Raw genomic sequence first — 22,249 nt, forward strand, 5'->3', positions numbered from 1 at the left:
GGTGGGCAGATTCAGGGTTTTGTTTCGCTTCGCAGGCTCAACGAGCAAGAGGCGCGCATCGGTTTGTTAGCCGGGCGCGGCATGGGCGAAAAACTCATGCAGGCGGCGCTGCACTGGGCGGAGCAACAACAGGTATCGACGCTGCGGGTCGCAACCCAGATGGGCAACACCGCTGCGCTTAAACGTTATATTGCGAGTGGTGCCAGCATTGACGCCACCGCCTACTGGTTATACAGGTGACAAGATGATTCCATTTAACGCGCCTCCCGTTGTGGGCACTGAACTTGATTACATGCAGTCGGCTATGGGCAGCGGCAAGCTCTGTGGCGACGGTGGTTTTACCCGTCGCTGCCAGCAGTGGATGGAGCAACGTTTTCACAGTGCCAAGGTGCTGCTGACGCCGTCCTGCACCGCATCGCTCGAAATGGCCGCGCTGCTGCTGGATATTCAGCCCGGCGATGAAGTGATCATGCCGAGCTACACCTTCGTCTCCACGGCGAACGCGTTTGTCCTGCGCGGGGCGAAAATCGTGTTTGTGGATATCCGTCCGGATACCATGAACATCAACGAAACGCTGATTGAAGCGGCGATCACCGACAAAACGCGGGCGATTATTCCGGTGCATTACGCGGGCGTGGCCTGTGAAATGGACACCATCATGGCCATCGCCAAAAAGCACAACCTGTTCGTGGTGGAAGACGCCGCGCAGGGCGTGATGTCCACCTACAAAGGTCGCGCGCTGGGAACCATCGGTCATATCGGCTGCTTTAGCTTCCACGAAACCAAAAACTACACCGCAGGCGGCGAAGGCGGCGCGACGCTGATTAACGATCGTGCCCTTGTGGAGCGTGCGGAAGTGATCCGTGAAAAAGGGACCAACCGCAGCCAGTTCTTCCGCGGTCAGGTGGATAAATACACCTGGCGCGATATCGGCTCAAGCTACCTGATGGCGGACTTGCAGGCCGCGTATCTCTGGGCGCAGCTGGAAGCGGCAGAGCGAATCAATCTGCAACGCCTCTCCCTGTGGCAAACCTACTACGACGCGCTGGAGCCGCTGGCTAAAGCCGGACGTATTGAACTGCCGACTATTCCGGCAGACTGCATCCACAACGCCCACATGTTCTATATCAAGCTGCGCGATAACGACGATCGCAGCAAGCTGATTGCCTGGCTGAAGGAGGCGGAAATTATGGCGGTATTCCACTATATTCCGCTGCACTCCAGCCCGGCTGGCGAAGCCTTCGGGATGTTTGCCGGTGAAGACCGCTACACCACCAAAGAGAGCGAACGTCTGCTCCGCCTGCCCCTGTTCTACAACCTCGCGCCGGTGAACCAGCGTACGGTGATCAATTCGCTTCTGAGTTATTTCGCCTGATATGTCTCTGGCAAAAGCGTCGGTGTGGACGGCAGCGTCCACGCTAGTAAAAATTGGCGCCGGGTTACTGGTCGTCAAGCTGCTGGCCGTCTCATTTGGTCCGTCAGGCGTTGGGCTGGCAGGGAACTTCCGCCAGCTGGTCACGGTGCTTGGCGTGCTGGCAGGTGCCGGGATATTCAATGGCGTCACCAAATACGTCGCGCAGCATCATGACGATGCCGAAAAGCTTCGCACGGTGGTGGGCACCTCCTCTGCTATGGTGCTGGGCTTCTCTACGTTGCTGGCCATCGTCTTTTTGCTGGCGGCGGCACCTGTTAGTCAGGGACTGTTCGGACACACGCACTATCAGGGACTGGTGCGCCTGGTGGCGTTCGTTCAGATGGGCATCGCCTGGGCGAACCTGCTGCTGGCGCTGATGAAAGGCTTCCGTGATGCCGCCGGGAATGCGCTGGCGCTGATCCTCGGCAGCATCATCGGCGTTATCGCCTACTACTTTTGCTATCGACTGGGCGGCTATGAAGGCGCGCTGCTGGGGCTGGCGCTGGTGCCTGCGCTCGTTGTCATTCCGGCAGCGTTTATGCTGATGCGCAGAGGCAATGTCCCGCTGAGTTACCTGAAACCGCAGTGGGACAAGATGCTGGCGGGGCAGCTAGGAAAGTTTACCCTGATGGCGCTCATCACTTCGGTAACGCTTCCCGTGGCTTACGTGATGATGCGAAACCTGCTGGCAGCGCATTACAGCTGGGATGAAGTGGGGATCTGGCAGGGCGTGAGCAGCATTTCAGATGCTTACCTCCAATTTATTACGGCTTCCTTTAGCGTCTATTTGCTGCCAACCTTATCGCGCCTGACGTCCAGGCAGGATATTACCCGCGAGATTTTTCGCGCCCTGCGTTTCGTGTTGCCGGCCGTTGCGATCGCCAGCTTTACCGTCTGGTTACTGCGTGATTTCGCCATCTGGCTGCTGTTTTCAGCGAAGTTTACCGCCATGCGCGATCTGTTTGCCTGGCAACTGGTCGGCGATGTGCTGAAAGTGGGGGCATACGTTTTCGGCTATCTGGTGATTGCGAAGGCTTCGCTGCGGTTGTATATCCTGGCAGAGATCGGCCAGTTTGCGCTGCTAACGGCATTTTCTCACTGGCTGATCCCCACCCACGGTGCGCTGGGGGCGGCGCAGGCCTATATGGCAACTTATATCGTTTATTTCGCTGCCTGTTGCGGCGTATTTTTACTTTGGCGTAAACGCGCATGACTGCACTGATACACATACTGGGATCGGATATCCCGCATCATAACCAGACCGTTCTGCGGTTCTTCAACGATGAACTGGCATCCGGCACGCCCGATGCGCGTGAGTTTATGGTCGTTGGACGCGACAGCGGCCTGAGCGCGGCGTGTCCGGCATTGCATATCACCTTCTGGCCAGACAAAGCGGCGCTGACGAAGGCCGTGGTTGCTAAAGCCAAAGCGGATCGAAGCCAACGTTTCTTCTTCCATGGACAGTTCAATACCGGACTGTGGCTGGCGCTGTTAAGCGGCGGGATCAAACCTTCTCAGTTCAGCTGGCATATCTGGGGAGCGGATCTCTACGAAGTCTCCCGTGGCTGGAAGTTCCGACTTTTCTATCCGCTGCGTCGTCTGGCGCAGGCGCGTGTGGGCTGCGTTTTTGCTACCCGAGGCGATCTCAACTATTTTGCTAAACAGCACCCGAAGGTTCGCGGGGAGCTGCTCTATTTCCCGACCCGTATGGATCCGGCGCTGAACACCATGGCGAATGACACGGTTCGAGAGGGCAAGCTGACCATCCTGGTGGGGAATTCCGGCGATCGCAGTAACGAGCATGTCGCGGCGCTGAGGGCGGTGCATCAGCAGTTTGGCGACACGGTGAACGTGGTGGTGCCGATGGGCTATCCCGCCAATAACGACGCCTACATCGATGAAGTTCGCCATCAGGGGCTTGCGCTGTTTAGCGCGGAAAACCTGCACATTCTCAGCGATAAGCTGGAATTTGATGACTATCTCGCGCTGCTGCGAAAATGCGATCTGGGCTATTTCATCTTTGCCCGTCAGCAGGGGATTGGCACGCTGTGTCTGCTGATTCAGGCGGGCGTACCCTGCGTGCTCAACCGCGAAAACCCGTTCTGGCAGGACATGGCCGAGCAGCATATTCCGGTGCTGTTTACCTCTGACACGCTTAATGTCGAGGTGGTACGGGAAGCGCAGCGTCAGCTCACGCTGGTGGATAAAAATAGCATCGACTTTTTCAGCCCGAACTACCTCACGCCGTGGCACCGCGCGCTGCGTATTGCTTCAGGAGACAACGCATGAGCCAGTTGCAGTTTAGCGGCTTGCTGGTGGTCTGGCTGCTGAGCACGCTGTTTATCGCCACGCTCACCTGGTTTGAATTCCGGCGGGTACGTTTTAACTTCAACGTATTCTTCTCGCTGCTGTTTTTGCTGACCTTTTTCTTTGGCTTCCCGCTGACCAGCATCCTCGTGTTCCGCTTTGATGTTGGCGTCGCGCCGCCGGAAATCTTGTTGCAGGCGCTGCTCTCTGCGACCTGCTTCTACGCGGTGTACTACGTCACTTATAAAACGCGCCTGCGCGCGGCAAAAGACACCACCCCCCGTCGTCCGCTGTTTACCATGAACCGGGTAGAAACCCATCTGACGTGGGTTATGCTGATGACTATCGCCCTCGTCAGCGTGGCGATTTTCTTCATGCATAACGGCTTTTTACTGTTTAAGTTGCAGTCCTATAGCCAGATTTTCTCCGCCGAAGTCTCCGGCGTCGCGCTCAAGCGTTTCTTCTATTTCTTTATCCCGGCGATGCTGGTGGTCTTTTTCCTGCGTCAGGACAGCAAAGCCTGGCTGTTCTTCCTGGTCAGCACCGTCGCATTTGGCATTCTGACCTACATGATCGTCGGCGGCACCCGCGCCAACATCATTATCGCCTTCGCGATTTTCCTGTTTATCGGCATTATTCGCGGCTGGATCTCGCTGTGGATGCTGGCGGCGGCAGGCGTCTTTGGCATTGTGGGGATGTTCTGGCTGGCGCTGAAGCGCTACGGGCTGAACGTGGCCGGCGACGAAGCGTTTTACACCTTCCTGTATCTGACGCGCGACACCTTCTCGCCGTGGGAAAACCTGGCATTACTGCTGCAAAACTACGACAAGATCGAATTCCAGGGGCTGGCGCCGATTGTTCGCGATTTCTATGTCTTTATACCGACGTGGCTGTGGCCCGATCGTCCCGGCATTGTCCTGAACACGGCGAACTACTTCACCTGGGAAGTGCTGAACAACCATTCGGGTCTGGCGATTTCCCCAACCCTGATTGGCTCGCTGGTAGTGATGGGCGGAACGTGGTTTATCCTGCCTGGCGCGATCGCGGTAGGGCTGATAATAAAATGGTTCGACTGGCTATATACGCTGGGTAACGAAGAGACCAACCGCTACAAAGCCGCTGTTTTGCACAGTTTCTGTTTCGGTGCCATTTTCAATATGATCGTTCTGGCGCGCGAGGGGCTGGATTCATTCGTCTCACGCGTGGTGTTCTTTATGGTCGTTTTCGGACTCTGTCTGCTGCTGGCAAAACTGCTGTACTGGTTGTTTGACAGTGCAGGGCTTGTGCACAGACGTGAGCCACAGGGCAGCACAACGCTGTCGCAAGTCTGAGTAGGGATTATCATGACGGATACAACTTCAGCCCCGCGTTATGCGCTGCGCGGGCTACAGCTGATTGGCTGGCGTGACATGCAGCACGCGCTGGATTTTCTGTTCGCGGACGGGCAGATGAAGTCGGGCACGCTGGTGGCCATCAACGCAGAAAAAATGCTGGCGGTTGAAGATAATGCGGAAGTGAAAAGCCTGATTGAAGCCGCGGAGTTTAAATACGCAGACGGTATTAGCGTGGTGCGTTCAATTCGTAAAAAGTTTCCAGACGCTAATGTGTCTCGCGTGGCGGGTGCTGACCTTTGGGAGCGGCTTATGGAGCGCGCAGGCGCTGAAGGCACGCCGGTATTTTTGATCGGCGGCAAGCCAGAGGTGCTGGCGCAGACCGAACAAAAGCTGCGTAACCAGTGGAATGTTAACATAGTGGGCAGCCAGGATGGCTATTTCAGGCCGGAAGATCGCCTGGCGTTATATGAGCGCGTGCGCGACAGCGGGGCGAAAATTGTCACTGTCGCTATGGGGTCGCCGCGCCAGGAAATACTGATGCGCGATTGCCGTCTGGTCAGCCCGGATGCGCTTTATATGGGCGTTGGCGGCACCTACGACGTCTTTACCGGCCACGTTAAGCGTGCGCCCAAAGTCTGGCAAAACCTGGGGCTGGAGTGGCTCTACCGCCTGCTCTCCCAACCGACGCGTATAAAACGACAGATTCGCCTTCTGCGCTACCTCGCCTGGCACTACACCGGGAAAATGTAATCAATATGCAGCGCGATCTGCTGTTCGCGCTGCAACGCCCCCCGCAAAACTGCTGAGTTTATGTGCAATGCATTCATTTTTTTAATGCATTGTTTGCCATTTGCCAGAATTTAAGAAACCATTCGCTCCGTATTTCAGTACCCCTCAAAACAATACCCGGCAACAAGTCGGGAAACAGCAAACACAACCGAGGAATTATGGCAGAGAAAAAACCGGAGCTTCAGCGTGGGCTGGAAGCTCGACATATTGAACTGATCGCGCTGGGCGGGACTATCGGCGTTGGCCTGTTTATGGGCTCGGCAAGCACGCTGAAGTGGGCGGGGCCTTCCGTCCTGCTGGCGTATATTATTGCCGGACTGTTCGTCTTCTTCATCATGCGCTCAATGGGCGAAATGCTGTTCCTGGAGCCGGTGACGGGCTCTTTCGCCGTTTACGCCCACCGGTATATGAGCCCGTTCTTTGGTTATCTCACGGCCTGGTCGTACTGGTTTATGTGGATGGCCGTGGGGATTTCGGAGATCACCGCCATCGGGGTCTACGTGCAGTTCTGGTTCCCGGAGATGGCCCAGTGGATACCCGCGCTTATTGCCGTAGGGCTGGTGGCGCTGGCGAACCTTGCCGCCGTTCGTCTTTACGGCGAAATCGAGTTCTGGTTTGCGATGATCAAAGTCACCACCATCATCGTGATGATTGTCGTTGGCCTTGGGGTCATCTTCTTTGGCTTCGGTAACGGCGGGCACGCTATCGGTTTTGGTAACCTGACCGGGCACGGCGGCTTCTTTGCGGGCGGCTGGAAGGGCTTTCTGACGGCGCTCTGTATCGTTGTCGCCTCCTATCAGGGCGTTGAGCTGATCGGCATTACCGCAGGTGAGGCGAAAAACCCGCAGGTCACGCTGCGTAGCGCGGTAGGCAAGGTACTGTGGCGTATCCTGATTTTCTATGTGGGCGCGATCTTCGTTATCGTGACCATTTTCCCATGGAACGAGATCGGCACCACCGGCAGCCCGTTTGTCTTAACCTTCGCTAAGATTGGCATCACGGCGGCAGCCGCCATTATCAACTTTGTGGTGCTGACGGCGGCGCTCTCCGGCTGTAACAGCGGAATGTACAGCTGTGGGCGTATGCTTTACGCGCTCTCGCAAAACAAACAGCTGCCGGCGATGATGGGTAAAGTCTCCCGCGTGGGTGTACCGGTGGCGGGCGTAGCGGTGTCGATTGTGATTCTGCTGATTGGCTCTTGCCTGAACTACATCATCCCGAATCCGCAGCGCGTGTTTGTTTATGTTTATAGCGCCAGCGTGCTGCCGGGGATGGTACCGTGGTTTGTCATTTTGATTAGCCAGCTGCGTTTCCGACAGGCGCACAAAGAAGCGATCGCCAGCCATCCATTCCGTTCCATTCTGTTCCCGTATGCGAACTATTTGACGATGGCGTTCCTGATTTGCGTATTAATTGGAATGTACTTTAATGAAGATACCCGCATGTCGCTGTTTGTCGGGATGATCTTCCTGGCTGCCGTCACAGCTGCATATAAACTTTTTGGCCTGGGTCGCCGTGGCTCCGCCCATAAAGTGGAGGAATAAGCGGCAAAATGTGCAAACCATAACCAAACGCGCATTTTTTTCAAAAAAGCACTAGACAGCGGGGTCGGAGGTACGTAATATCCAGCCCCGCAACGGCGCTAAGCGCCCGTAGCTCAGCTGGATAGAGCGCTGCCCTCCGGAGGCAGAGGTCTCAGGTTCGAATCCTGTCGGGCGCGCCATTTTAGTCCCGGCGCTAGAGCTGCGGTGGTCTGAGAAGTAGTCAGAACCGCGTGAAAGAATACAGTGGTGGCTATAGCTCAGTTGGTAGAGCCCTGGATTGTGATTCCAGTTGTCGTGGGTTCGAATCCCATTAGCCACCCCATTATTGAAAGAGTTGTGAATTGCGAAGGTGGCGGAATTGGTAGACGCGCTAGCTTCAGGTGTTAGTGTTCTTACGGACGTGGGGGTTCAAGTCCCCCCCCTCGCACCACGACTTTTAATGAGTTGAACTAAAAATTCAAAAAAGCAGTACATCGGCGAGTAGCGCAGCTTGGTAGCGCAACTGGTTTGGGACCAGTGGGTCGGAGGTTCGAATCCTCTCTCGCCGACCAATTTTGAACCCCGCTTCGGCGGGGTTTTTTGTTTTCTGCGCTTTTTCATCCTGTAGCCATTCCCCGACAACACTCTATATCCTTGTCGCGATTCAGCGACATATAAGCTGTTAATAATAAAGAATTTATTATTTTCTCTCTTAACCTGTCTCCTGGTGACGACAGATTGCCGCCCTTAGCGCGATTTTGTATGGCGTAAGGCGTCTCTTAACAACATAATTTCCTTTTATCTTAAAATGTTGCGCGATGTAAAAGTTATGCGTGTAAACCTGGCACATTACATGCAATAATATACGTGTAGATGCTCATTCCATCTCTTATGTTCGCCCTAAGGCCTCATAAACTCAGGAATGACGCAGAGCCGTTTACGGTGCTTATCGTCCACTGACAGATGTCGCTTCGGCCTCATCAAACACCATGGACATAACGTTGAGTGAAGCACCAAATATGTTGTCTTACAGACCTGTTTTAACGCCTGCTTTTATAGCAGGCGTTTTTTTATGGGTACAAAAAAGGAGGCCATCTGGCCTCCTGGATAATTACTGCTGCGTTCCGTTATTGTGTAGCGTAAGCAGAAGCCCATCACGCCGCATGGCTGCGGCCTCTTCCGGCTTGTGCTGCTTGTCCAGCGAATCAGCAAGCCAGGCGTAATCAAATGCGTCCGGGCGTTGCTTCAGTGCAGCGCGGAAGGCGAGACTCGCCTCCTGCCACTCGCCGTGTTTCATCAAAGACTGGCCCAGCGTACTCCACAGCAGCGGACGATCGCCCACGGTTTTGATCTGCTGGCGCAATGCTTTTTCTATTTGTTCCGGATTGTTGGTTTTCAGACGCGGGATGACCATCACCAGGCGGTCATCATACTGTCGCTTGAGACCGTCGAGAAGTATCTCCTGCGCGGTGTCATGGTCGTCACACTCAATCAGATGTTCTGCCATCGCCACCTGAAGGGGAACCTGCTGGCGCGTTTTGCGGCTCTGGTTTTTCCACCAGGTTTTCAGGCCGTCGCTGCCGAGATCGGCGCGCGCCTGATCCATCAGGCCAATCCAGGCCAGACGCTGAAGTTCATCACGATGTTCATCATCGCCCACGTCGGCTTTCGCCATGGAAGGGATAATGTCCAGCAGCGAGCCCCATGCACCGGTCCGAATATATGCCTGCTCAGCAAGACGCAGCACTTCCGGATGACGAGGGGTGATTTCCAGCAGACGGTCAACGCCGTGACGTGCGGCATGGTTTTCATTGCGCGCCAGTTGCAGACGAACGCGGGTGATCTCAACCGGAATCGGATCCTTAGTTGAGAGCTCAGACGCGCGTTCGAGATGCTGATTGGCGCGGGCCTCATCGCCTCGCTGTTGCGCCGCCTCAGCGGCCAGCAGATAGTTAACAACCGGCTGTTCTGCATGGTCGGCATTTTTCGACATCAGCTTTTCAACCTGCTGATAGTCGCCTTCGGCCAGCTTCAGCAACGCTTGCTCGGTCTGCTTACGGGCGCGACGGCGCTTACGGCCAACGAACCAGCCGCGCGTGTGAACCCCGGTACGGAAAATCCGACGCAGGATCCATTCCACTGCCAGCAGGACGACCACACCCAGGATCAGGATGATCACCAGCCCTGTCACGCTGGTTTCGACGTTGTAGTTATCGGTCTGGATCAATACGTAACCCTGGTGACCCGCGAGCATCGGCCCCAGTACAATTCCGGCGATCAGCAGGATGAAGAGTAAGAAGACTTTTAGCATCATCACTCTCCTTGCGGCGCGCTTTCAGGCGCTGGCGCGGCGGCAGGTGCTTCAGCCGGGCGCTCTGCCGGAACGCCCGGCTGGGCCAGCAGGTTACGCACGCGCGTCTGCATGATCTTCTCCAGAATCGGCTGGCTTTCCAGCTTGTCCGGCACGTTCATGGTGATGTTTTGCTGGCTCAGCTTGTCGATATCCTCCAGGAACGCGGTCGTGGTTGCGTCATTGGTATCGTAGTAAGCACGTACCCACGTTGAAACGTTATCCAGCGCCTGTTTGTAGGTCTCTTCCTGGTGACGTGGTACGGCCTGGGCAGCCACCAGCAGGCGGGAGCGAATGTTTTCGCGCAGATAGACATCCTGGTTCGGTGCCAGCAGCGGCACGGCGGTTTCATCGCGGCGGCGAATGGTAATAAAGCTGTCCATAAAGTTCTGCCAGCTCTTTTGCAGGTTGATACGCCATTCGCTCAGGGAGCTGGAAAGCTCGGTGCCGTCAGAATCCATCGGGGAGTCATCATCGTTGTTATCGGCCAGCTGAAGGTTATCAATCTGGTTTGAGAGCTGATTTACCTTAAGGATGATACCGTCGTAGTCGACCTGAGAAACCGCAGACAGGCTGGCGATATCTTCCGTAATAGCGCGGCGTGCGTTGATGAGGCTCGGATCGTTCATATCGGCCAGGCTTGCGTCGGCGCTTTTCAGCAGCGCGGCGGCGGTGGTGACATCCTGATCGCTCCAGAGCTTGCGCCCGGCCAGCTTCACCAGAAAATCGGCCTGTGAGAGCAGCCAGGTTTTGGCATCGGTTCCCGAAATCGTGGCGACTTTCTCCTGCACTTCGCTCAGCTGTTTGGTCAACTCTTCACGTTTGCTGTTCGCGTCGGCGAGGGCGGCAGCCTGCTGTTTGATCACGCCTTCCAGCTCAGCTTTTTGCGTCTCCTGCGCTTTCTGTAGGGCGGTGATTTGGTTAACCAGCGCGTCGCTGGTGGCCGTCTGGTTGGTGCCTTGTTTCTTCACCAGTCCGTAGAGACCCACGCCTGCGGCCAGCGCAATCGCGATGGCAATCACGCTCAGCGTGAGGCTGGTTTTATTGCTGCCGTTTTTCTTCTCAACGGTTTTGTCTGTCGTCTCTGGCTGTGACGTGGTGTCCACAGTCTCCCTGGTCTCTTCAACCACGGCGGAGGATTTTTCGTGTTCCGTCATTATGGCTTCCCATTTGAGAGTTATTGTAATGCGCGCAGCAGCGCATCGTTGTCGGCGTTATCAGCGATCCGAATATCCTGCCAGCCCAGTTCCCGGGCGTGGTTCGCCAGACGCTCGCTGACGACCAGAAGCCGACAGCGGAGTAACCAGTTTTCGCGATACCAAAGCGGAATCAGCGACCAAAGCTGTTGTAACATTTCACCGCTGGTAACCACCAGCGTATTAATGCCGCGCGCATGCCAGCGCATGGCTTCTTCCGCGCCATCATAGTGTTTCGCACAGCGCTGATAGCACTCCACAAACGTCACGTCTGCGCCGCGTTCGCGCAGCGTCTCGCCCAGCAGTTCGCGGCCACCGTTGCCGCGCAAAATGAGCGCACGCTTTCCGGCAATAGTTTGTAATTCAGGTAATTGTAGCAAGACTTCGCTGATTTCCCGATCTAACGGGTAACGAACATCGATTCCGCTCGCGGTATGTAAGGCCAGCGCCGTGGTGCGCCCGATGGCGAAATAGCGGGGTGCGTGGGGCCAGTTAACGCCCTGCTGTTGTAGCTGCGCATGGGCAAATTCCACGGCATGCTGCGATAGCGCAAAGAGCAGATCACCTTCCTGCAAGGCACGCATCTGGTCAGCGAGCGTAGGCAGCTCGCGACCGGGGGAGAATTCAATCAACGGAAAACTCCAGGCCACCTGCCCCAGTGCGCGCAGACGGCTCACTAACTGCTCTCCTGCGGGAGAAGGGCGGGTGACAAGTATGCTCATGCAGGGGGCTCTCCGTTATAGACCTCAGCCAGAATTTCACGCGCGCCGTTACTCAGCAGCTCTTCCGCCAGCGATACGCCAAGCGCCTCGGCATCCCGCGGCTTGCCGCGACGTTCACCGCGAACCATCTGCGAGCCGTCCGGCGCGCCAACCAGCGCACGCAGCCACAGCTCACCGTCAGTTAATTCAGCATAGCTGCCAATTGGCACCTGACAGCCTCCTTCGAGGCGAGTATTCATCGCGCGCTCGGCTTTTACGCGAACGGCGGTATCGTCATGATTCAGCGGCGCGAGCAGTGCCTGAGTACGCGCATCATCCAGACGACACTCAATGCCGACGGCACCCTGGCCGACGGCGGGGAGCGACAGCTCCGGCGGCAACGCCACGCGAATACGTTCTTCCAGCCCCAGGCGTTTCAGGCCCGCAACCGCAAGAATAATGGCATCGTAGTCGCCGTTATCCAGCTTGCCAAGGCGTGTGCCGACGTTCCCACGCAGCGAGCGAATCACCAGATCCGGGCGACGTTCAGCCAGCTGACACTGGCGGCGTAAACTTGACGTGCCGACCACGCTGCCTGCCGGCAACGCATCAAGCGAGTCATAGCGATTAGAGACAAACGCATCGCGCGGATCCTCGCGCTCGCAGATGGTCACCAGCCCCAGCCCTTTCGGGAACTCAACGGGCACATCCTTCATCGAATGCACGGCGATATCGGCGCGGTTCTCAAGCAATGCCAGCTCCAGCTCTTTGACAAACAGACCCTTTCCGCCCACTTTGGCCAGCGGCGTATCAAGAATGACATCGCCACGCGTGACCATTGGCACCAGCTCAACGCGTAATCCGGTGTGGCAGGCTTCCAGGCGCTGCTTAACATAATGTGCCTGCCAGAGCGCAAGAGGACTTTGGCGTGTGGCAATTCTCAAAACATTGTCTAACATGCTTGTTACCGTCATTATCAATCGCTAACCATCCTAACATTGTTGACACTCGGATGGCAGTTTTACGGTTGATGAAGAGTGAGAGGGACAGGGCGGCGTTCGCGTCAGCCACCGCCGTATTCAGGAATTTACACGTACAGAACGGTGCTACACTTGTATGTAGCGCATCTTTCTTTACGGTCAACCGGCAAGGTGTTAAATTGATCACGTTTTAGACCATTTTTTCGTCTGTACCACCAGAAAAGAACAAGGCGAAAAAGGGTAACGGTTATTTTTTGAAATACTGCGGGTCCGCTGCTTGTTCTGTTTTGACTGGCGTGCGACACCCGGAAACATCAGGCGATACGTCTTGTACCTCTATATTGAGACTCTGAAACAGAGACTGGATGCCATCAATCAATTGCGTGTGGATCGCGCGCTTGCTGCCATGGGCCCTGCTTTCCAGCAGGTATACAGTCTACTGCCGACATTGTTGCACTATCACCATCCGCTAATGCCGGGTTACCTCGATGGTAACGTTCCCCAGGGCATTTGCCTCTTTACGCCTGATGAAACCCAACAGCACTATCTGACTGAACTTGAGCTTTACCGTGGTATGCCGCCGCAGGTTTCGCCGAAAGGCGAGCTGCCGATTACCGGGGTTTACTCCATGGGCAGCACGTCATCGGTTGGGCAAAGTTGTTCTTCTGACCTGGATATCTGGGTCTGCCATCAGTCCTGGCTCGACAATGAAGAGCGCCAGCTGTTGCAGCGTAAATGCAGTCTGCTGGAGAGCTGGGCGGCGTCGCTCGGCGTGGAAGTGAGCTTCTTCCTGATTGATGAAAACCGTTTCCGCCATAACGAAAGCGGCAGTCTGGGTGGTGAAGACTGCGGCTCGACTCAGCACATTCTGTTGCTGGATGAGTTTTACCGTACTGCGGTTCGCCTGGCCGGAAAACGTATTCTGTGGAATATGGTGCCGTGCGATGAAGAAGAGAATTATGACGACTACGTCATGTCGCTTTACTCGCAGGGCGTACTGACGCCAAACGAGTGGCTGGATCTGGGCGGTCTGAGCTCCCTGTCCGCCGAAGAGTACTTTGGTGCAAGCCTCTGGCAGCTCTATAAGAGCATTGATTCACCTTACAAAGCGGTGCTGAAAACCCTGCTGCTGGAAGCCTACTCCTGGGAATACCCCACCCCGCGTCTGCTGGCGAAAGATATTAAGCAGCGTCTGCACGACGGGGAGATCGTCTCCTACGGGCTTGATGCCTACTGCATGATGCTGGAACGCGTCACCGAATACCTGACGGCCATTGATGACGCCACGCGTCTTGACCTGGTGCGTCGATGTTTCTATCTCAAAGTCTGTGAAAAACTGAGCCGCGAGCGCGCCTGCGTTGGCTGGCGCCGCGAAGTGGTCAGCCAGTTAGTCAAAGAGTGGGGATGGGACGAAGCGCGTCTCGCCATGCTCGACAACCGCGCCAACTGGAAAATCGATCAGGTGCGCGAGGCGCACAACGAGCTGCTTGATGCGATGATGCAGAGCTACCGCAACCTGATCCGCTTTGCCCGCCGTAACAACCTTAGCGTTTCTGCCAGCCCACAGGATATCGGGGTGCTGACCCGTAAACTGTACGCCGCGTTTGAAGCGTTGCCGGGCAAGGTAACGCTGGTGAACCCACAGATTTCGCCTGACCTGTCTGAACCGAATCTGACCTTTATCTACGTGCCGCCGGGCCGCGCAAACCGCACCGGGTGGTATCTGTACAACCGTGCGCCAAGCATGGATTCGATCATCAGCCATCAGCCGCTGGAGTATAACCGCTACCTTAACAAGCTGGTGGCCTGGGCCTGGTTTAACGGCCTTCTCACCTCACGCACCCGGTTGTTTATCAAGGGCAACGAGGTGGTCGATTTAGCCAAATTGCAGGAGATGGTGGCGGATGTCTCGCACCACTTCCCACTGCGTCTGCCTGCGCCGACGCCAAAAGCGCTCTACAGCCCGTGTGAGATTCGCCATCTGGCGATCATCGTCAACCTGGAATACGACCCGACGGCGGCCTTCCGCAATCAGGTGGTTCACTTTGACTTCCGTAAGCTGGACGTCTTTAGCTTCGGTGAGCAGCAAAACTGCCTGGTGGGCAGCGTGGATCTGCTGTACCGCAACTCGTGGAACGAAGTGCGTACCCTGCACTTTAACGGCGAGCAGGCGATGATCGAGGCGCTGAAAACGATCCTCGGCAAGATGCACCAGGACGCCGCGCCGCCGGACAGCGTGGAGGTGTTCTGCTACAGCCAGCACCTTCGCGGCCTGATTCGTACCCGCGTGCAGCAGCTGGTGTCTGAGTGCATCGAATTGCGTCTTTCCAGCACCCGGAATGAAACCGGACGCTTTAAAGCGCTGCGCGTCTCCGGCCAGACCTGGGGGCTGTTCTTTGAGCGCCTGAACGTGTCGGTGCAGAAGCTGGAGAACGCCATTGAATTCTACGGCGCGATTTCACACAACAAACTGCATGGCCTGTCGGTTCAGGTGGAAACCAACCACGTTAAGCTGCCGCAGGTGGTGGATGGCTTTGCGAGTGAAGGGATTATTCAGTTCTTCTTCGAGGAGTCGGGCGATAACGCCGGGTTTAATATCTACATTCTGGATGAAACCAACCGTGCCGAGGTGTATCACCACTGTGAAGGCAGCAAAGAGGAGCTGGTGCGCGACGTCAGCCGGTTCTATTCATCCTCGCACGATCGCTTTACCTACGGCTCAAGCTTTATCAACTTCAACCTGCCGCAGTTCTACCAGATTGTGAATGTGGATGGACGAGCGCAGGTGATCCCGTTCCGTACGCAGGCGATTACCCCTGCGGTGCCCGCTAACCAGGAAACTGCGCCGCTGTTGCAGCAGTATTTCTCCTGACCCTTTTCGCCGGGTGGCGCTAACGCTTACCCGGCCTACGGTCCGAGCTGCTGTTGCCGGGTGGCGCTAACGCTTACCCGGCCTACGTTCCGAGCTGCTGTTGCCGGGTGGCGCTAACGCTTACCCGGCCTACGGTCCGAGCTGCTGTTGCCGGGTGGCGCTAACGCTTACCCGGCCTACGGTCCGAGCTGCTGTTGCGGTTGGCGCTAACGCTTACCCGGCCTACGGTCCGAGCTGCTGTTGCGGTTGGCGCTCACGCTTACCCGGCCTACGGTCCGAGCTGCTGTTGCGGTTGGCGCTCACGCTTACCCGGACTATGGTTCGAGCCGTTGTAGGCCCGGTAAGGCGTAGCCGCCACCGGGCAACAAAACTACCTGAAACTCACGTTCTCACCCGCCTGCGCCGTCGCCGCCTGCTCCAGCAGATCCCAGAACGTTTCGCCGCTGCGGTCGCAGATCCACTCGTCACCTTTTAGATCAAAGTGATAGCCGCCCTGTTTCGCCGCCAGCCACACCTGGTGAAGCGGCTCCTGACGGTTAATAATAATCTTGCTGCCGTTTTCGAAGCTTAAGGTCAGGATCCCGCCGTTGATTTCACAATCGATATCGCTGTCGCCGTCCCACTCGTCGATACGCTCTTCGATGGTCATCCACAGGGTATCGGCAAGGCGATGAAATTCACTGTCGTTCATGGTTTTATTCCTGTTTTTCGTGATGGCGGCAGTATAACGCTAAATAATTCCCGTTGCAGGAAAGCGGCAAACTCTTGCTTTTGTGTCTTCTCCTGCGATGATAGAAACAGATTTGAACTTACGGGCAACCTCTACATGAAAAACGTCTTTCGAACGCTTGCCGTTCTTGTCACTCTGTTTAGCCTGACCGGCTGTGGACTGAAGGGACCACTGTACTTCCCGCCAGAGGATAAAAACGCACCACCGCCGACAAAACCAGTGCAAAGTGGTATCGAGTCATCTACGCCGGATACCAACGATCGCGGCAATAACGGCGGCCCGACTCAGGTCAATCTCTGACAATTACGTTCTGTACCCGCGCAATGGAGCAAATGATGCAGTTCTCTAAAATGCATGGCCTTGGCAACGACTTTATGGTCGTCGACGCGGTAACGCAGAATGTCTTTTTCTCCCCGGAACTGATCCGTCGTCTGGCGGATCGGCACGTGGGCGTGGGGTTTGACCAGCTGCTGGTGGTGGAACCGCCTTACGATCCTGACCTGGACTTTCACTATCGCATTTTTAACGCCGACGGCAGCGAAGTTTCCCAGTGCGGCAACGGCGCGCGCTGTTTTGCCCGCTTTGTTCGGCTGAAAGGGCTGACCAACAAGCGCGATATCCGCGTCAGCACCGCCAATGGCCGGATGGTGCTCAGCGTCACCGACGACGAACTGGTGCGCGTGAACATGGGCGAGCCGAACTTCGAACCCTCTGCCGTGCCGTTTCGCGCCAACAAAGCGGAAAAGACCTATATTATGCGTGCCGCCGAGCAGACAGTATTGTGCGGCGTCGTCTCGATGGGTAACCCGCACTGCGTGATTCAGGTAGATGATGTGCAAACCGCGGCGGTTGAAACGCTCGGCCCGGTGCTGGAAAGCCACGAGCGCTTCCCGGAGCGGGCGAACATCGGTTTCATGCAGGTGGTGAAGCGTGAACACATTCGCCTGCGGGTTTACGAGCGCGGCGCGGGCGAAACCCAGGCCTGCGGAAGCGGTGCCTGTGCGGCGGTGGCCGTCGGTATCTCACAGGGGTTACTGGCGGAAGAGGTTCGCGTGGAATTACCGGGCGGGCGTCTTGATATCGCCTGGAAAGGAGCGGGTCATCCACTGTACATGACTGGCCCGGCGACACATGTTTATGACGGGTTTATCCATCTATGAAGCAACCAGGGGAAGAACTGCGGGAACCTGTAACGGAGCTGGACGACAGCGCTGTTGTGGATTACCTGCTGCACAATCCTGAGTTTTTTATCCGCAATGCACGCGTCGTCGAAAGGATGCGCGTACCGCATCCGGTTCGCGAGACCGTGTCGCTGGTTGAATGGCACATGGCGCGCTCGCGCAACCACATCAATCAGCTCGAAGAGAACATGACGCTGCTGATGGAGCAGGCCAGCAATAACGAAAGCCTGTTCTATCGTCTTCTGCACCTTCAGGCGCGTCTGGCTTCCGCGCACAGTCTCGAAGAGTTCCTCAACCGCTTCCATCGCTGGGCGCGCGAGCTGGGGCTGGCAGGCGCGACGATCCGTCTCTTCCCTGACCGCTGGCGCATTGGCGCGCCGTCCGGGTTTACCCATCTGGCGCTGAGCCGTCAGGCGTTTGAGCCGCTGCGCATTCAGCGTCTGGGCCATGAGCACCACTATCTGGGGCCGCTTAACGGGCCAGAACTGCTGGTGGTGCTGCCGGAAGCCAAAGCTATCGGCTCGGTGGCGATGTCGCTGATGGGGCGCGATGGTGACCTGGGCGTGATGTTATTTACCAGCCGCGACGCGCATCACTATGAACAGGGGCAGGGTACGCAACTGTTGCAGGAGATCGCCCTGATGCTGCCTGAGCTGCTGGAGCGCTGGATTGAGCGCGTATGACGGACGGACTGCTCGCCACTGACGTCACCCGTTTTCTGCGCTATCTTGGCGTAGAACGCCAGCTTAGCCCTATTACGCTGCTCAACTATCAGCGTCAGCTTGATGCCATCATGCAGATTGCCGATGGAATCGGCCTGAAAAGCTGGCAACAATGTGACGCCGCCACGGTTCGCGGCTTCGTTGTGCGTAGCCGTAAAAAAAACTTAAGCCCGGCGAGCCTGGCGCTCCGGCTCTCTGCCCTGCGCAGTTTCTTCGACTGGCTGGTCAGCCAGGGCGGTCTGAAAGCCAACCCGGCAAAAGGGATCGCCACGCCAAAGGCCCCGCGTCATCTGCCGAAAAATATCGACGTCGACGACGTAAACCGCCTGCTGGATATCGATCTTAACGATCCGCTGGCCGTGCGCGACCGTGCGATGCTGGAGGTGATGTACGGCGCGGGCCTGCGTCTCTCTGAGCTGGTGAACCTCGACTTAAAGCACCTCGATCTGGAATCTGGCGAAGTGTGGGTGATGGGCAAGGGCAGCAAAGAGCGCCGCCTGCCGATCGGCCGCAATGCGGTCTCCTGGATTGAGCACTGGCTGGATCTGCGCGGTCTGTTTGGCGCGGAAGAGGATGCGCTGTTCCTGTCGAAGCTCGGCAAGCGGATCTCGGCGCGTAACGTGCAGAAGCGCTTTGCGGAGTGGGGCATTAAGCAGGGGCTGAACAGCCACGTTCACCCGCATAAGCTGCGCCACTCTTTTGCGACGCACATGCTGGAATCAAGCGGCGACCTGCGCGGCGTACAGGAGCTGCTTGGTCACGCGAATCTGTCGACCACCCAAATCTATACCCACTTAGACTTCCAACACCTTGCCTCGGTGTATGACGCGGCGCATCCACGCGCCAAACGGGGGAAATAATGCGTTTTTACCGCCCACTCGGTCAGATCTCAGCCCTGACGTTTGATCTTGATGACACCCTTTACGACAACCGCCCAGTGATCCTGCGTACCGAGCAGGAGTCGCTGGCGTTTGTGCAAAACTACCATCCTGCGCTGAAAGCGATCCAGAACAAAGAGTTCCAGAAGCTGCGTCAGTCCCTGCGGGAAACCGAGCCGGAAATTTATCATGACGTGACCGAATGGCGCCGCCGTGCGGTTGAGCAGGCGATGCTCAATGCCGGCCTGAGCGCGCAGGACGCGGCCATGGGTGCTGAAGCGGCCATGGAAAACTTCGCCAAATGGCGCAGCCGAATCGACGTGCCGCAGGAGACCCACGACACGCTGGCGAAGCTCGCCGAAAAGTGGCCGCTGGTCGCCATTACCAACGGCAACGCTCAGCCTGAACTGTTTGGTCTGGGGAACTATTTTCAGTTCGTGCTGCGCGCGGGCCCGCACGGACGCTCGAAGCCGTTCAACGATATGTATCATCTGGCGGCGGAAAAACTGGATTTGCCGCTCGGTGAGATCCTGCACGTGGGCGACGACCTGACCACGGACGTCGCCGGGGCGATCCGCTGCGGCATGCAGGCCTGCTGGATCAAGCCGGAAAATGCCGATCTGATGACTACCCCGGATAGCCGTCTTCTGCCGCACGTGGAAATTTCACGGTTGGCATCCCTCACGACGCTGATATAATCATCAATTGTTCTGTATAAATTAACAGGGTTTTGGCGAATGGAAACATTTGCCCGCCCGACATGACGTGACGGTGCCAATGGACGTTTCTTACCTGCTCGACAGCCTTAATGACAAACAGCGTGACGCGGTTGCCGCCTCGCGTACAAACCTGCTGGTACTGGCTGGAGCGGGCAGTGGTAAGACGCGCGTGCTGGTTCACCGTATCGCCTGGCTACAGAGCGTGGAGAACTGCTCGCCGTACTCGATTATGGCCGTGACGTTCACCAACAAGGCGGCGGCGGAGATGCGCCACCGTATCGCACAGCTGATGGGCACCAGCCAGGGCGGCATGTGGGTTGGCACCTTCCACGGCCTGGCGCACCGTCTGCTGCGCGCGCACCATATGGACGCTAACCTGCCGCAGGATTTCCAGATCCTCGACAGCGAAGACCAGCTGCGCTTACTGAAACGTCTGATCAAGGCGATGAACCTCGACGAGAAGCAGTGGCCGCCGCGTCAGGCGATGTGGTACATCAACGGTCAGAAAGACGAAGGGCTGCGTCCGCACCACATTCAAAGCTTCGGTAACCCGGTTGAGCAGACCTGGCAGAACGTCTACAAGGCCTATCAGGAAGCGTGCGATCGCGCCGGTCTGGTGGATTTCGCCGAACTGCTGCTGCGCGCCCACGAGCTGTGGCTCAACAAACCACATATCCTGCAACACTACCGTGAACGCTTCACCAACATTTTGGTGGACGAATTCCAGGATACCAACAACATTCAGTACGCGTGGATCCGCCTGCTGGCCGGGGATACCGGCAAGGTGATGATCGTGGGCGATGACGACCAGTCTATCTACGGCTGGCGCGGCGCGCAGGTGGAGAACATCCAGCGCTTTCTCAACGATTTCCCCGGCGCGCAAACCATCCGTCTGGAGCAGAACTACCGTTCTACCAGCAACATACTGAGCGCGGCCAACGCCCTGATTGAGAACAACAACGGGCGCCTGGGTAAAAAGCTGTGGACCGATGGCGTCGACGGCGAACCGATTTCGATTTACTGCGCCTTCAACGAGCTCGACGAAGCCCGCTTCGTGGTGAACCGCATTAAAACCTGGCAGGAGAACGGCGGTGCGCTGGAGCAGTGTGCCATTCTCTATCGCAGCAACGCCCAGTCGCGCGTGCTGGAAGAGGCGCTGTTACAGGTGAGCATGCCGTACCGCATTTATGGCGGTATGCGCTTCTTCGAACGTCAGGAGATCAAAGATGCGCTCTCGTATTTGCGTCTGATTGCCAACCGTAACGACGATGCGGCGTTTGAGCGCGTGGTGAACACGCCGACGCGTGGCATCGGCGATCGTACGCTGGACGTGGTGCGTCAGGCCTCGCGCGATCGTCAGCTCACGTTGTGGCAGGCATGCCGCGAGTTGTTACAGGAAAAAGCCCTCGCCGGGCGCGCCGCCAGCGCACTGCAACGCTTTCTGGAGTTAATCGACGCGCTGGCGCAGGAAACGGCCGACATGCCGCTGCACGTCCAGACCGACCGGGTGATCAAAGATTCCGGCCTGCGCACCATGTACGAGCAGGAAAAAGGCGAGAAGGGCCAGACCCGTATTGAGAACTTAGAGGAGCTGGTGACGGCAACGCGCCAGTTCAGCTACAACGAAGAAGACGAAGACCTGATGCCGTTGCAGGCATTCCTCTCTCACGCCGCGCTGGAGGCGGGTGAAGGGCAGGCCGATACCTGGCAGGATGCGGTTCAGCTGATGACCCTGCACTCCGCGAAAGGTCTGGAGTTCCCGCAGGTGTTCATCGTCGGGATGGAAGAGGGGATGTTCCCGAGCCAGATGTCGCTGGATGAAGGCGGGCGTCTGGAAGAGGAGCGTCGTCTGGCCTACGTGGGCGTGACCCGTGCGATGCAGAAACTGACCCTGACCTACGCGGAAACCCGCCGCCTGTACGGGAAAGAAGTGTATCACCGTCCGTCGCGCTTTATCGGCGAACTGCCGGAAGAGTGTGTGGAAGAGGTGCGCCTGCGCGCCAGCATCAGCCGTCCGGTCAGTCATCAGCGTATGGGCTCGCCAATCTCTGAAACCGATACCGGTTACAAGCTGGGCCAGCGCGTGCGCCACTCGAAGTTTGGCGAAGGCACCATCGTCAATCTGGAAGGCAGCGGCGAGCACAGCCGTTTGCAGGTCGCGTTCCAGGGGCAGGGGATCAAATGGCTGGTGGCAGCCTATGCCAAGCTGGAAAGTGTGTAACTTTCAGAAAAATATCACTATTTTGTAATAATCTGCTAGCCTTATACGTTGAAGGTCAATTAATGCCCTTCAGCGTTCCGTTGCGTGTTGACGCCACAGTTATTGCTGGCGTAACATGCGCGCACGATTACGCTAAGAGGACATTCGCCTTGGACACACCCAGTAGATACTGGCTCAATTCCCTGTCATCCAGGAACAACTCCTAAGGCTATCTCCTCTTGCTGATGGCCTTAGTGGTTGTCAGCGACTGCATCATTCCCGTCGCGCTGAGTCAGGCTGTTTAATGGTCTGAAACCCAATTTGTTTCTGTGTGCCCACCGAACTGTCCGATA

The 22,249-nt window shown here is 56.9% G+C and carries 20 protein-coding genes and 4 tRNA genes; 19 read left to right on the top strand and 5 right to left on the bottom strand.

What is annotated here, in order from left to right; translation table 11 throughout:
* The 11 genes from HP459_RS05460 to HP459_RS05510 form a co-directional block, all read left to right on the top strand.
* Positions 1-240, top strand: a 240-nt coding sequence (locus HP459_RS05460) for a GNAT family N-acetyltransferase (RefSeq protein WP_171936003.1), incomplete at its 5' end; no start/stop codon positions are given.
* 4 nt (positions 241-244) lie between these two features.
* The gene (gene rffA / locus HP459_RS05465) at positions 245-1,375 is read left to right on the top strand and encodes a dTDP-4-amino-4,6-dideoxygalactose transaminase (protein WP_171936004.1); all 1,131 of its coding nucleotides are present in this window, start codon (positions 245-247) and stop codon (positions 1,373-1,375) included.
* Between the two features lies 1 nt (position 1,376).
* The gene (gene wzxE, locus HP459_RS05470; RefSeq protein WP_023299037.1) at positions 1,377-2,627 is read left to right on the top strand and encodes a lipid III flippase WzxE; all 1,251 of its coding nucleotides are present in this window, start codon (positions 1,377-1,379) and stop codon (positions 2,625-2,627) included.
* Positions 2,624-3,703, top strand: a complete 1,080-nt coding sequence (locus HP459_RS05475; protein ID WP_171936005.1) for a TDP-N-acetylfucosamine:lipid II N-acetylfucosaminyltransferase — start codon at positions 2,624-2,626, stop codon at positions 3,701-3,703. Before wzxE ends, HP459_RS05475 begins: the two co-directional genes overlap by 4 nt.
* Complete coding sequence (gene wzyE / locus HP459_RS05480) at positions 3,700-5,052, top strand: ECA oligosaccharide polymerase (protein ID WP_017693948.1); 1,353 nt, start codon at positions 3,700-3,702, stop codon at positions 5,050-5,052. The genes HP459_RS05475 and wzyE overlap by 4 nt, the downstream gene beginning before the upstream one ends.
* A gap of 12 nt (positions 5,053-5,064) precedes the next feature.
* Complete coding sequence (gene wecG / locus HP459_RS05485; protein WP_023299039.1) at positions 5,065-5,805, top strand: lipopolysaccharide N-acetylmannosaminouronosyltransferase; 741 nt, start codon at positions 5,065-5,067, stop codon at positions 5,803-5,805.
* Between the two features lie 197 nt (positions 5,806-6,002).
* A complete protein-coding gene (locus tag HP459_RS05490; protein ID WP_045308202.1) occupies positions 6,003-7,388 on the top strand; it encodes an amino acid permease in 1,386 nt (461 codons plus the stop codon).
* A 102-nt stretch (positions 7,389-7,490) separates the two neighbouring features.
* A tRNA-Arg gene (locus HP459_RS05495) sits at positions 7,491-7,567 on the top strand.
* Between the two features lie 67 nt (positions 7,568-7,634).
* A tRNA-His gene (locus HP459_RS05500) sits at positions 7,635-7,710 on the top strand.
* Between the two features lie 21 nt (positions 7,711-7,731).
* Positions 7,732-7,818: transfer RNA gene (locus tag HP459_RS05505), tRNA-Leu, on the top strand.
* A 44-nt stretch (positions 7,819-7,862) separates the two neighbouring features.
* Positions 7,863-7,939, top strand: a tRNA-Pro gene (locus HP459_RS05510).
* 539 nt (positions 7,940-8,478) lie between these two features.
* On the opposite strand, the gene hemY is transcribed toward HP459_RS05510, so the two are convergent.
* From hemY to hemC, 4 genes are read right to left on the bottom strand one after another with little or no spacing between them, the layout of a single operon-like run.
* Positions 8,479-9,678, bottom strand: a complete 1,200-nt coding sequence (gene hemY, locus HP459_RS05515) for a protoheme IX biogenesis protein HemY (RefSeq protein WP_032622057.1) — start codon at positions 9,676-9,678, stop codon at positions 8,479-8,481.
* A 2-nt stretch (positions 9,679-9,680) separates the two neighbouring features.
* The gene (gene hemX, locus HP459_RS05520; protein ID WP_022646657.1) at positions 9,681-10,874 is read right to left on the bottom strand and encodes a uroporphyrinogen-III C-methyltransferase; all 1,194 of its coding nucleotides are present in this window, start codon (positions 10,872-10,874) and stop codon (positions 9,681-9,683) included.
* Positions 10,875-10,894: 20 nt separating this feature from the next.
* Entirely contained in the window at positions 10,895-11,635 is a 741-nt protein-coding gene (gene hemD, locus HP459_RS05525) for a uroporphyrinogen-III synthase (RefSeq protein ID WP_023299041.1), read from the bottom strand.
* Positions 11,632-12,573 carry a hydroxymethylbilane synthase gene (gene hemC / locus HP459_RS05530; RefSeq protein WP_171936006.1) on the bottom strand — a complete coding sequence of 314 codons (942 nt, stop codon included), beginning with the start codon at positions 12,571-12,573 and terminating at the stop codon, positions 11,632-11,634. The genes hemD and hemC overlap by 4 nt, the downstream gene beginning before the upstream one ends.
* A 349-nt stretch (positions 12,574-12,922) precedes the next feature.
* On the opposite strand from hemC, the gene cyaA reads away from it, so the two are divergent.
* Positions 12,923-15,466 carry a class I adenylate cyclase gene (gene cyaA / locus HP459_RS05535; protein WP_022646660.1) on the top strand — a complete coding sequence of 848 codons (2,544 nt, stop codon included), beginning with the start codon at positions 12,923-12,925 and terminating at the stop codon, positions 15,464-15,466.
* A 370-nt stretch (positions 15,467-15,836) separates the two neighbouring features.
* Here the strand turns inward: cyaA and cyaY are convergent, their stop codons facing one another.
* Positions 15,837-16,157 carry an iron donor protein CyaY gene (cyaY, locus tag HP459_RS05540; protein WP_032626549.1) on the bottom strand — a complete coding sequence of 107 codons (321 nt, stop codon included), beginning with the start codon at positions 16,155-16,157 and terminating at the stop codon, positions 15,837-15,839.
* 135 nt (positions 16,158-16,292) lie between these two features.
* Between cyaY and HP459_RS05545 the strand changes: the two genes are divergently transcribed.
* The 7 genes from HP459_RS05545 to ysgD all read left to right on the top strand — a co-directional run bounded on the left by HP459_RS05545 (position 16,293) and on the right by ysgD (position 22,123).
* Positions 16,293-16,496 (top strand): lipoprotein, encoded by a 204-nt coding sequence (locus HP459_RS05545; RefSeq protein ID WP_006812373.1) that lies wholly within the window; start codon positions 16,293-16,295, stop codon positions 16,494-16,496.
* A 35-nt stretch (positions 16,497-16,531) separates the two neighbouring features.
* A complete protein-coding gene (gene dapF / locus HP459_RS05550) occupies positions 16,532-17,356 on the top strand; it encodes a diaminopimelate epimerase (protein ID WP_022646661.1) in 825 nt (274 codons plus the stop codon).
* Positions 17,353-18,060: a DUF484 domain-containing protein gene (locus tag HP459_RS05555; protein WP_023295731.1), complete on the top strand. Its 708-nt coding sequence runs from the start codon at positions 17,353-17,355 to the stop codon at positions 18,058-18,060. The genes dapF and HP459_RS05555 overlap by 4 nt, the downstream gene beginning before the upstream one ends.
* Positions 18,057-18,959, top strand: a complete 903-nt coding sequence (gene xerC / locus HP459_RS05560; protein WP_171936007.1) for a tyrosine recombinase XerC — start codon at positions 18,057-18,059, stop codon at positions 18,957-18,959. Before HP459_RS05555 ends, xerC begins: the two co-directional genes overlap by 4 nt.
* Positions 18,959-19,675, top strand: coding sequence for a 5-amino-6-(5-phospho-D-ribitylamino)uracil phosphatase YigB (gene yigB, locus HP459_RS05565; protein WP_022646664.1), 717 nt, complete (start codon positions 18,959-18,961; stop codon positions 19,673-19,675). Before xerC ends, yigB begins: the two co-directional genes overlap by 1 nt.
* A gap of 79 nt (positions 19,676-19,754) precedes the next feature.
* Complete coding sequence (gene uvrD, locus HP459_RS05570) at positions 19,755-21,917, top strand: DNA helicase II (RefSeq protein WP_017383586.1); 2,163 nt, start codon at positions 19,755-19,757, stop codon at positions 21,915-21,917.
* A gap of 149 nt (positions 21,918-22,066) precedes the next feature.
* Positions 22,067-22,123, top strand: a complete 57-nt coding sequence (gene ysgD, locus HP459_RS23355; RefSeq protein WP_212743980.1) for a YsgD/CorL family protein — start codon at positions 22,067-22,069, stop codon at positions 22,121-22,123.
* Positions 22,124-22,249: the final 126 nt, after the last annotated feature.

This window comes from Enterobacter sp. CM29 (assembly GCF_013179605.1).
Lineage (GTDB): Bacteria > Pseudomonadota > Gammaproteobacteria > Enterobacterales > Enterobacteriaceae > Enterobacter > Enterobacter intestinihominis.

Coding starts and splice junctions, on each gene's coding strand:
- rffA (WP_171936004.1), top strand. CDS start 245: ATGATTCCATTTAACGCGCCTCCCGTTGTGGGCACTGAACTTGATTAC.
- wzxE (WP_023299037.1), top strand. CDS start 1,377: ATGTCTCTGGCAAAAGCGTCGGTGTGGACGGCAGCGTCCACGCTAGTA.
- HP459_RS05475 (WP_171936005.1), top strand. CDS start 2,624: ATGACTGCACTGATACACATACTGGGATCGGATATCCCGCATCATAAC.
- wzyE (WP_017693948.1), top strand. CDS start 3,700: ATGAGCCAGTTGCAGTTTAGCGGCTTGCTGGTGGTCTGGCTGCTGAGC.
- wecG (WP_023299039.1), top strand. CDS start 5,065: ATGACGGATACAACTTCAGCCCCGCGTTATGCGCTGCGCGGGCTACAG.
- HP459_RS05490 (WP_045308202.1), top strand. CDS start 6,003: ATGGCAGAGAAAAAACCGGAGCTTCAGCGTGGGCTGGAAGCTCGACAT.
- hemY (WP_032622057.1), bottom strand. CDS start 9,678: ATGCTAAAAGTCTTCTTACTCTTCATCCTGCTGATCGCCGGAATTGTA.
- hemX (WP_022646657.1), bottom strand. CDS start 10,874: ATGACGGAACACGAAAAATCCTCCGCCGTGGTTGAAGAGACCAGGGAG.
- hemD (WP_023299041.1), bottom strand. CDS start 11,635: ATGAGCATACTTGTCACCCGCCCTTCTCCCGCAGGAGAGCAGTTAGTG.
- hemC (WP_171936006.1), bottom strand. CDS start 12,573: ATGTTAGACAATGTTTTGAGAATTGCCACACGCCAAAGTCCTCTTGCG.
- cyaY (WP_032626549.1), bottom strand. CDS start 16,157: ATGAACGACAGTGAATTTCATCGCCTTGCCGATACCCTGTGGATGACC.
- HP459_RS05545 (WP_006812373.1), top strand. CDS start 16,293: ATGAAAAACGTCTTTCGAACGCTTGCCGTTCTTGTCACTCTGTTTAGC.
- dapF (WP_022646661.1), top strand. CDS start 16,532: ATGCAGTTCTCTAAAATGCATGGCCTTGGCAACGACTTTATGGTCGTC.
- HP459_RS05555 (WP_023295731.1), top strand. CDS start 17,353: ATGAAGCAACCAGGGGAAGAACTGCGGGAACCTGTAACGGAGCTGGAC.
- xerC (WP_171936007.1), top strand. CDS start 18,057: ATGACGGACGGACTGCTCGCCACTGACGTCACCCGTTTTCTGCGCTAT.
- yigB (WP_022646664.1), top strand. CDS start 18,959: ATGCGTTTTTACCGCCCACTCGGTCAGATCTCAGCCCTGACGTTTGAT.
- uvrD (WP_017383586.1), top strand. CDS start 19,755: ATGGACGTTTCTTACCTGCTCGACAGCCTTAATGACAAACAGCGTGAC.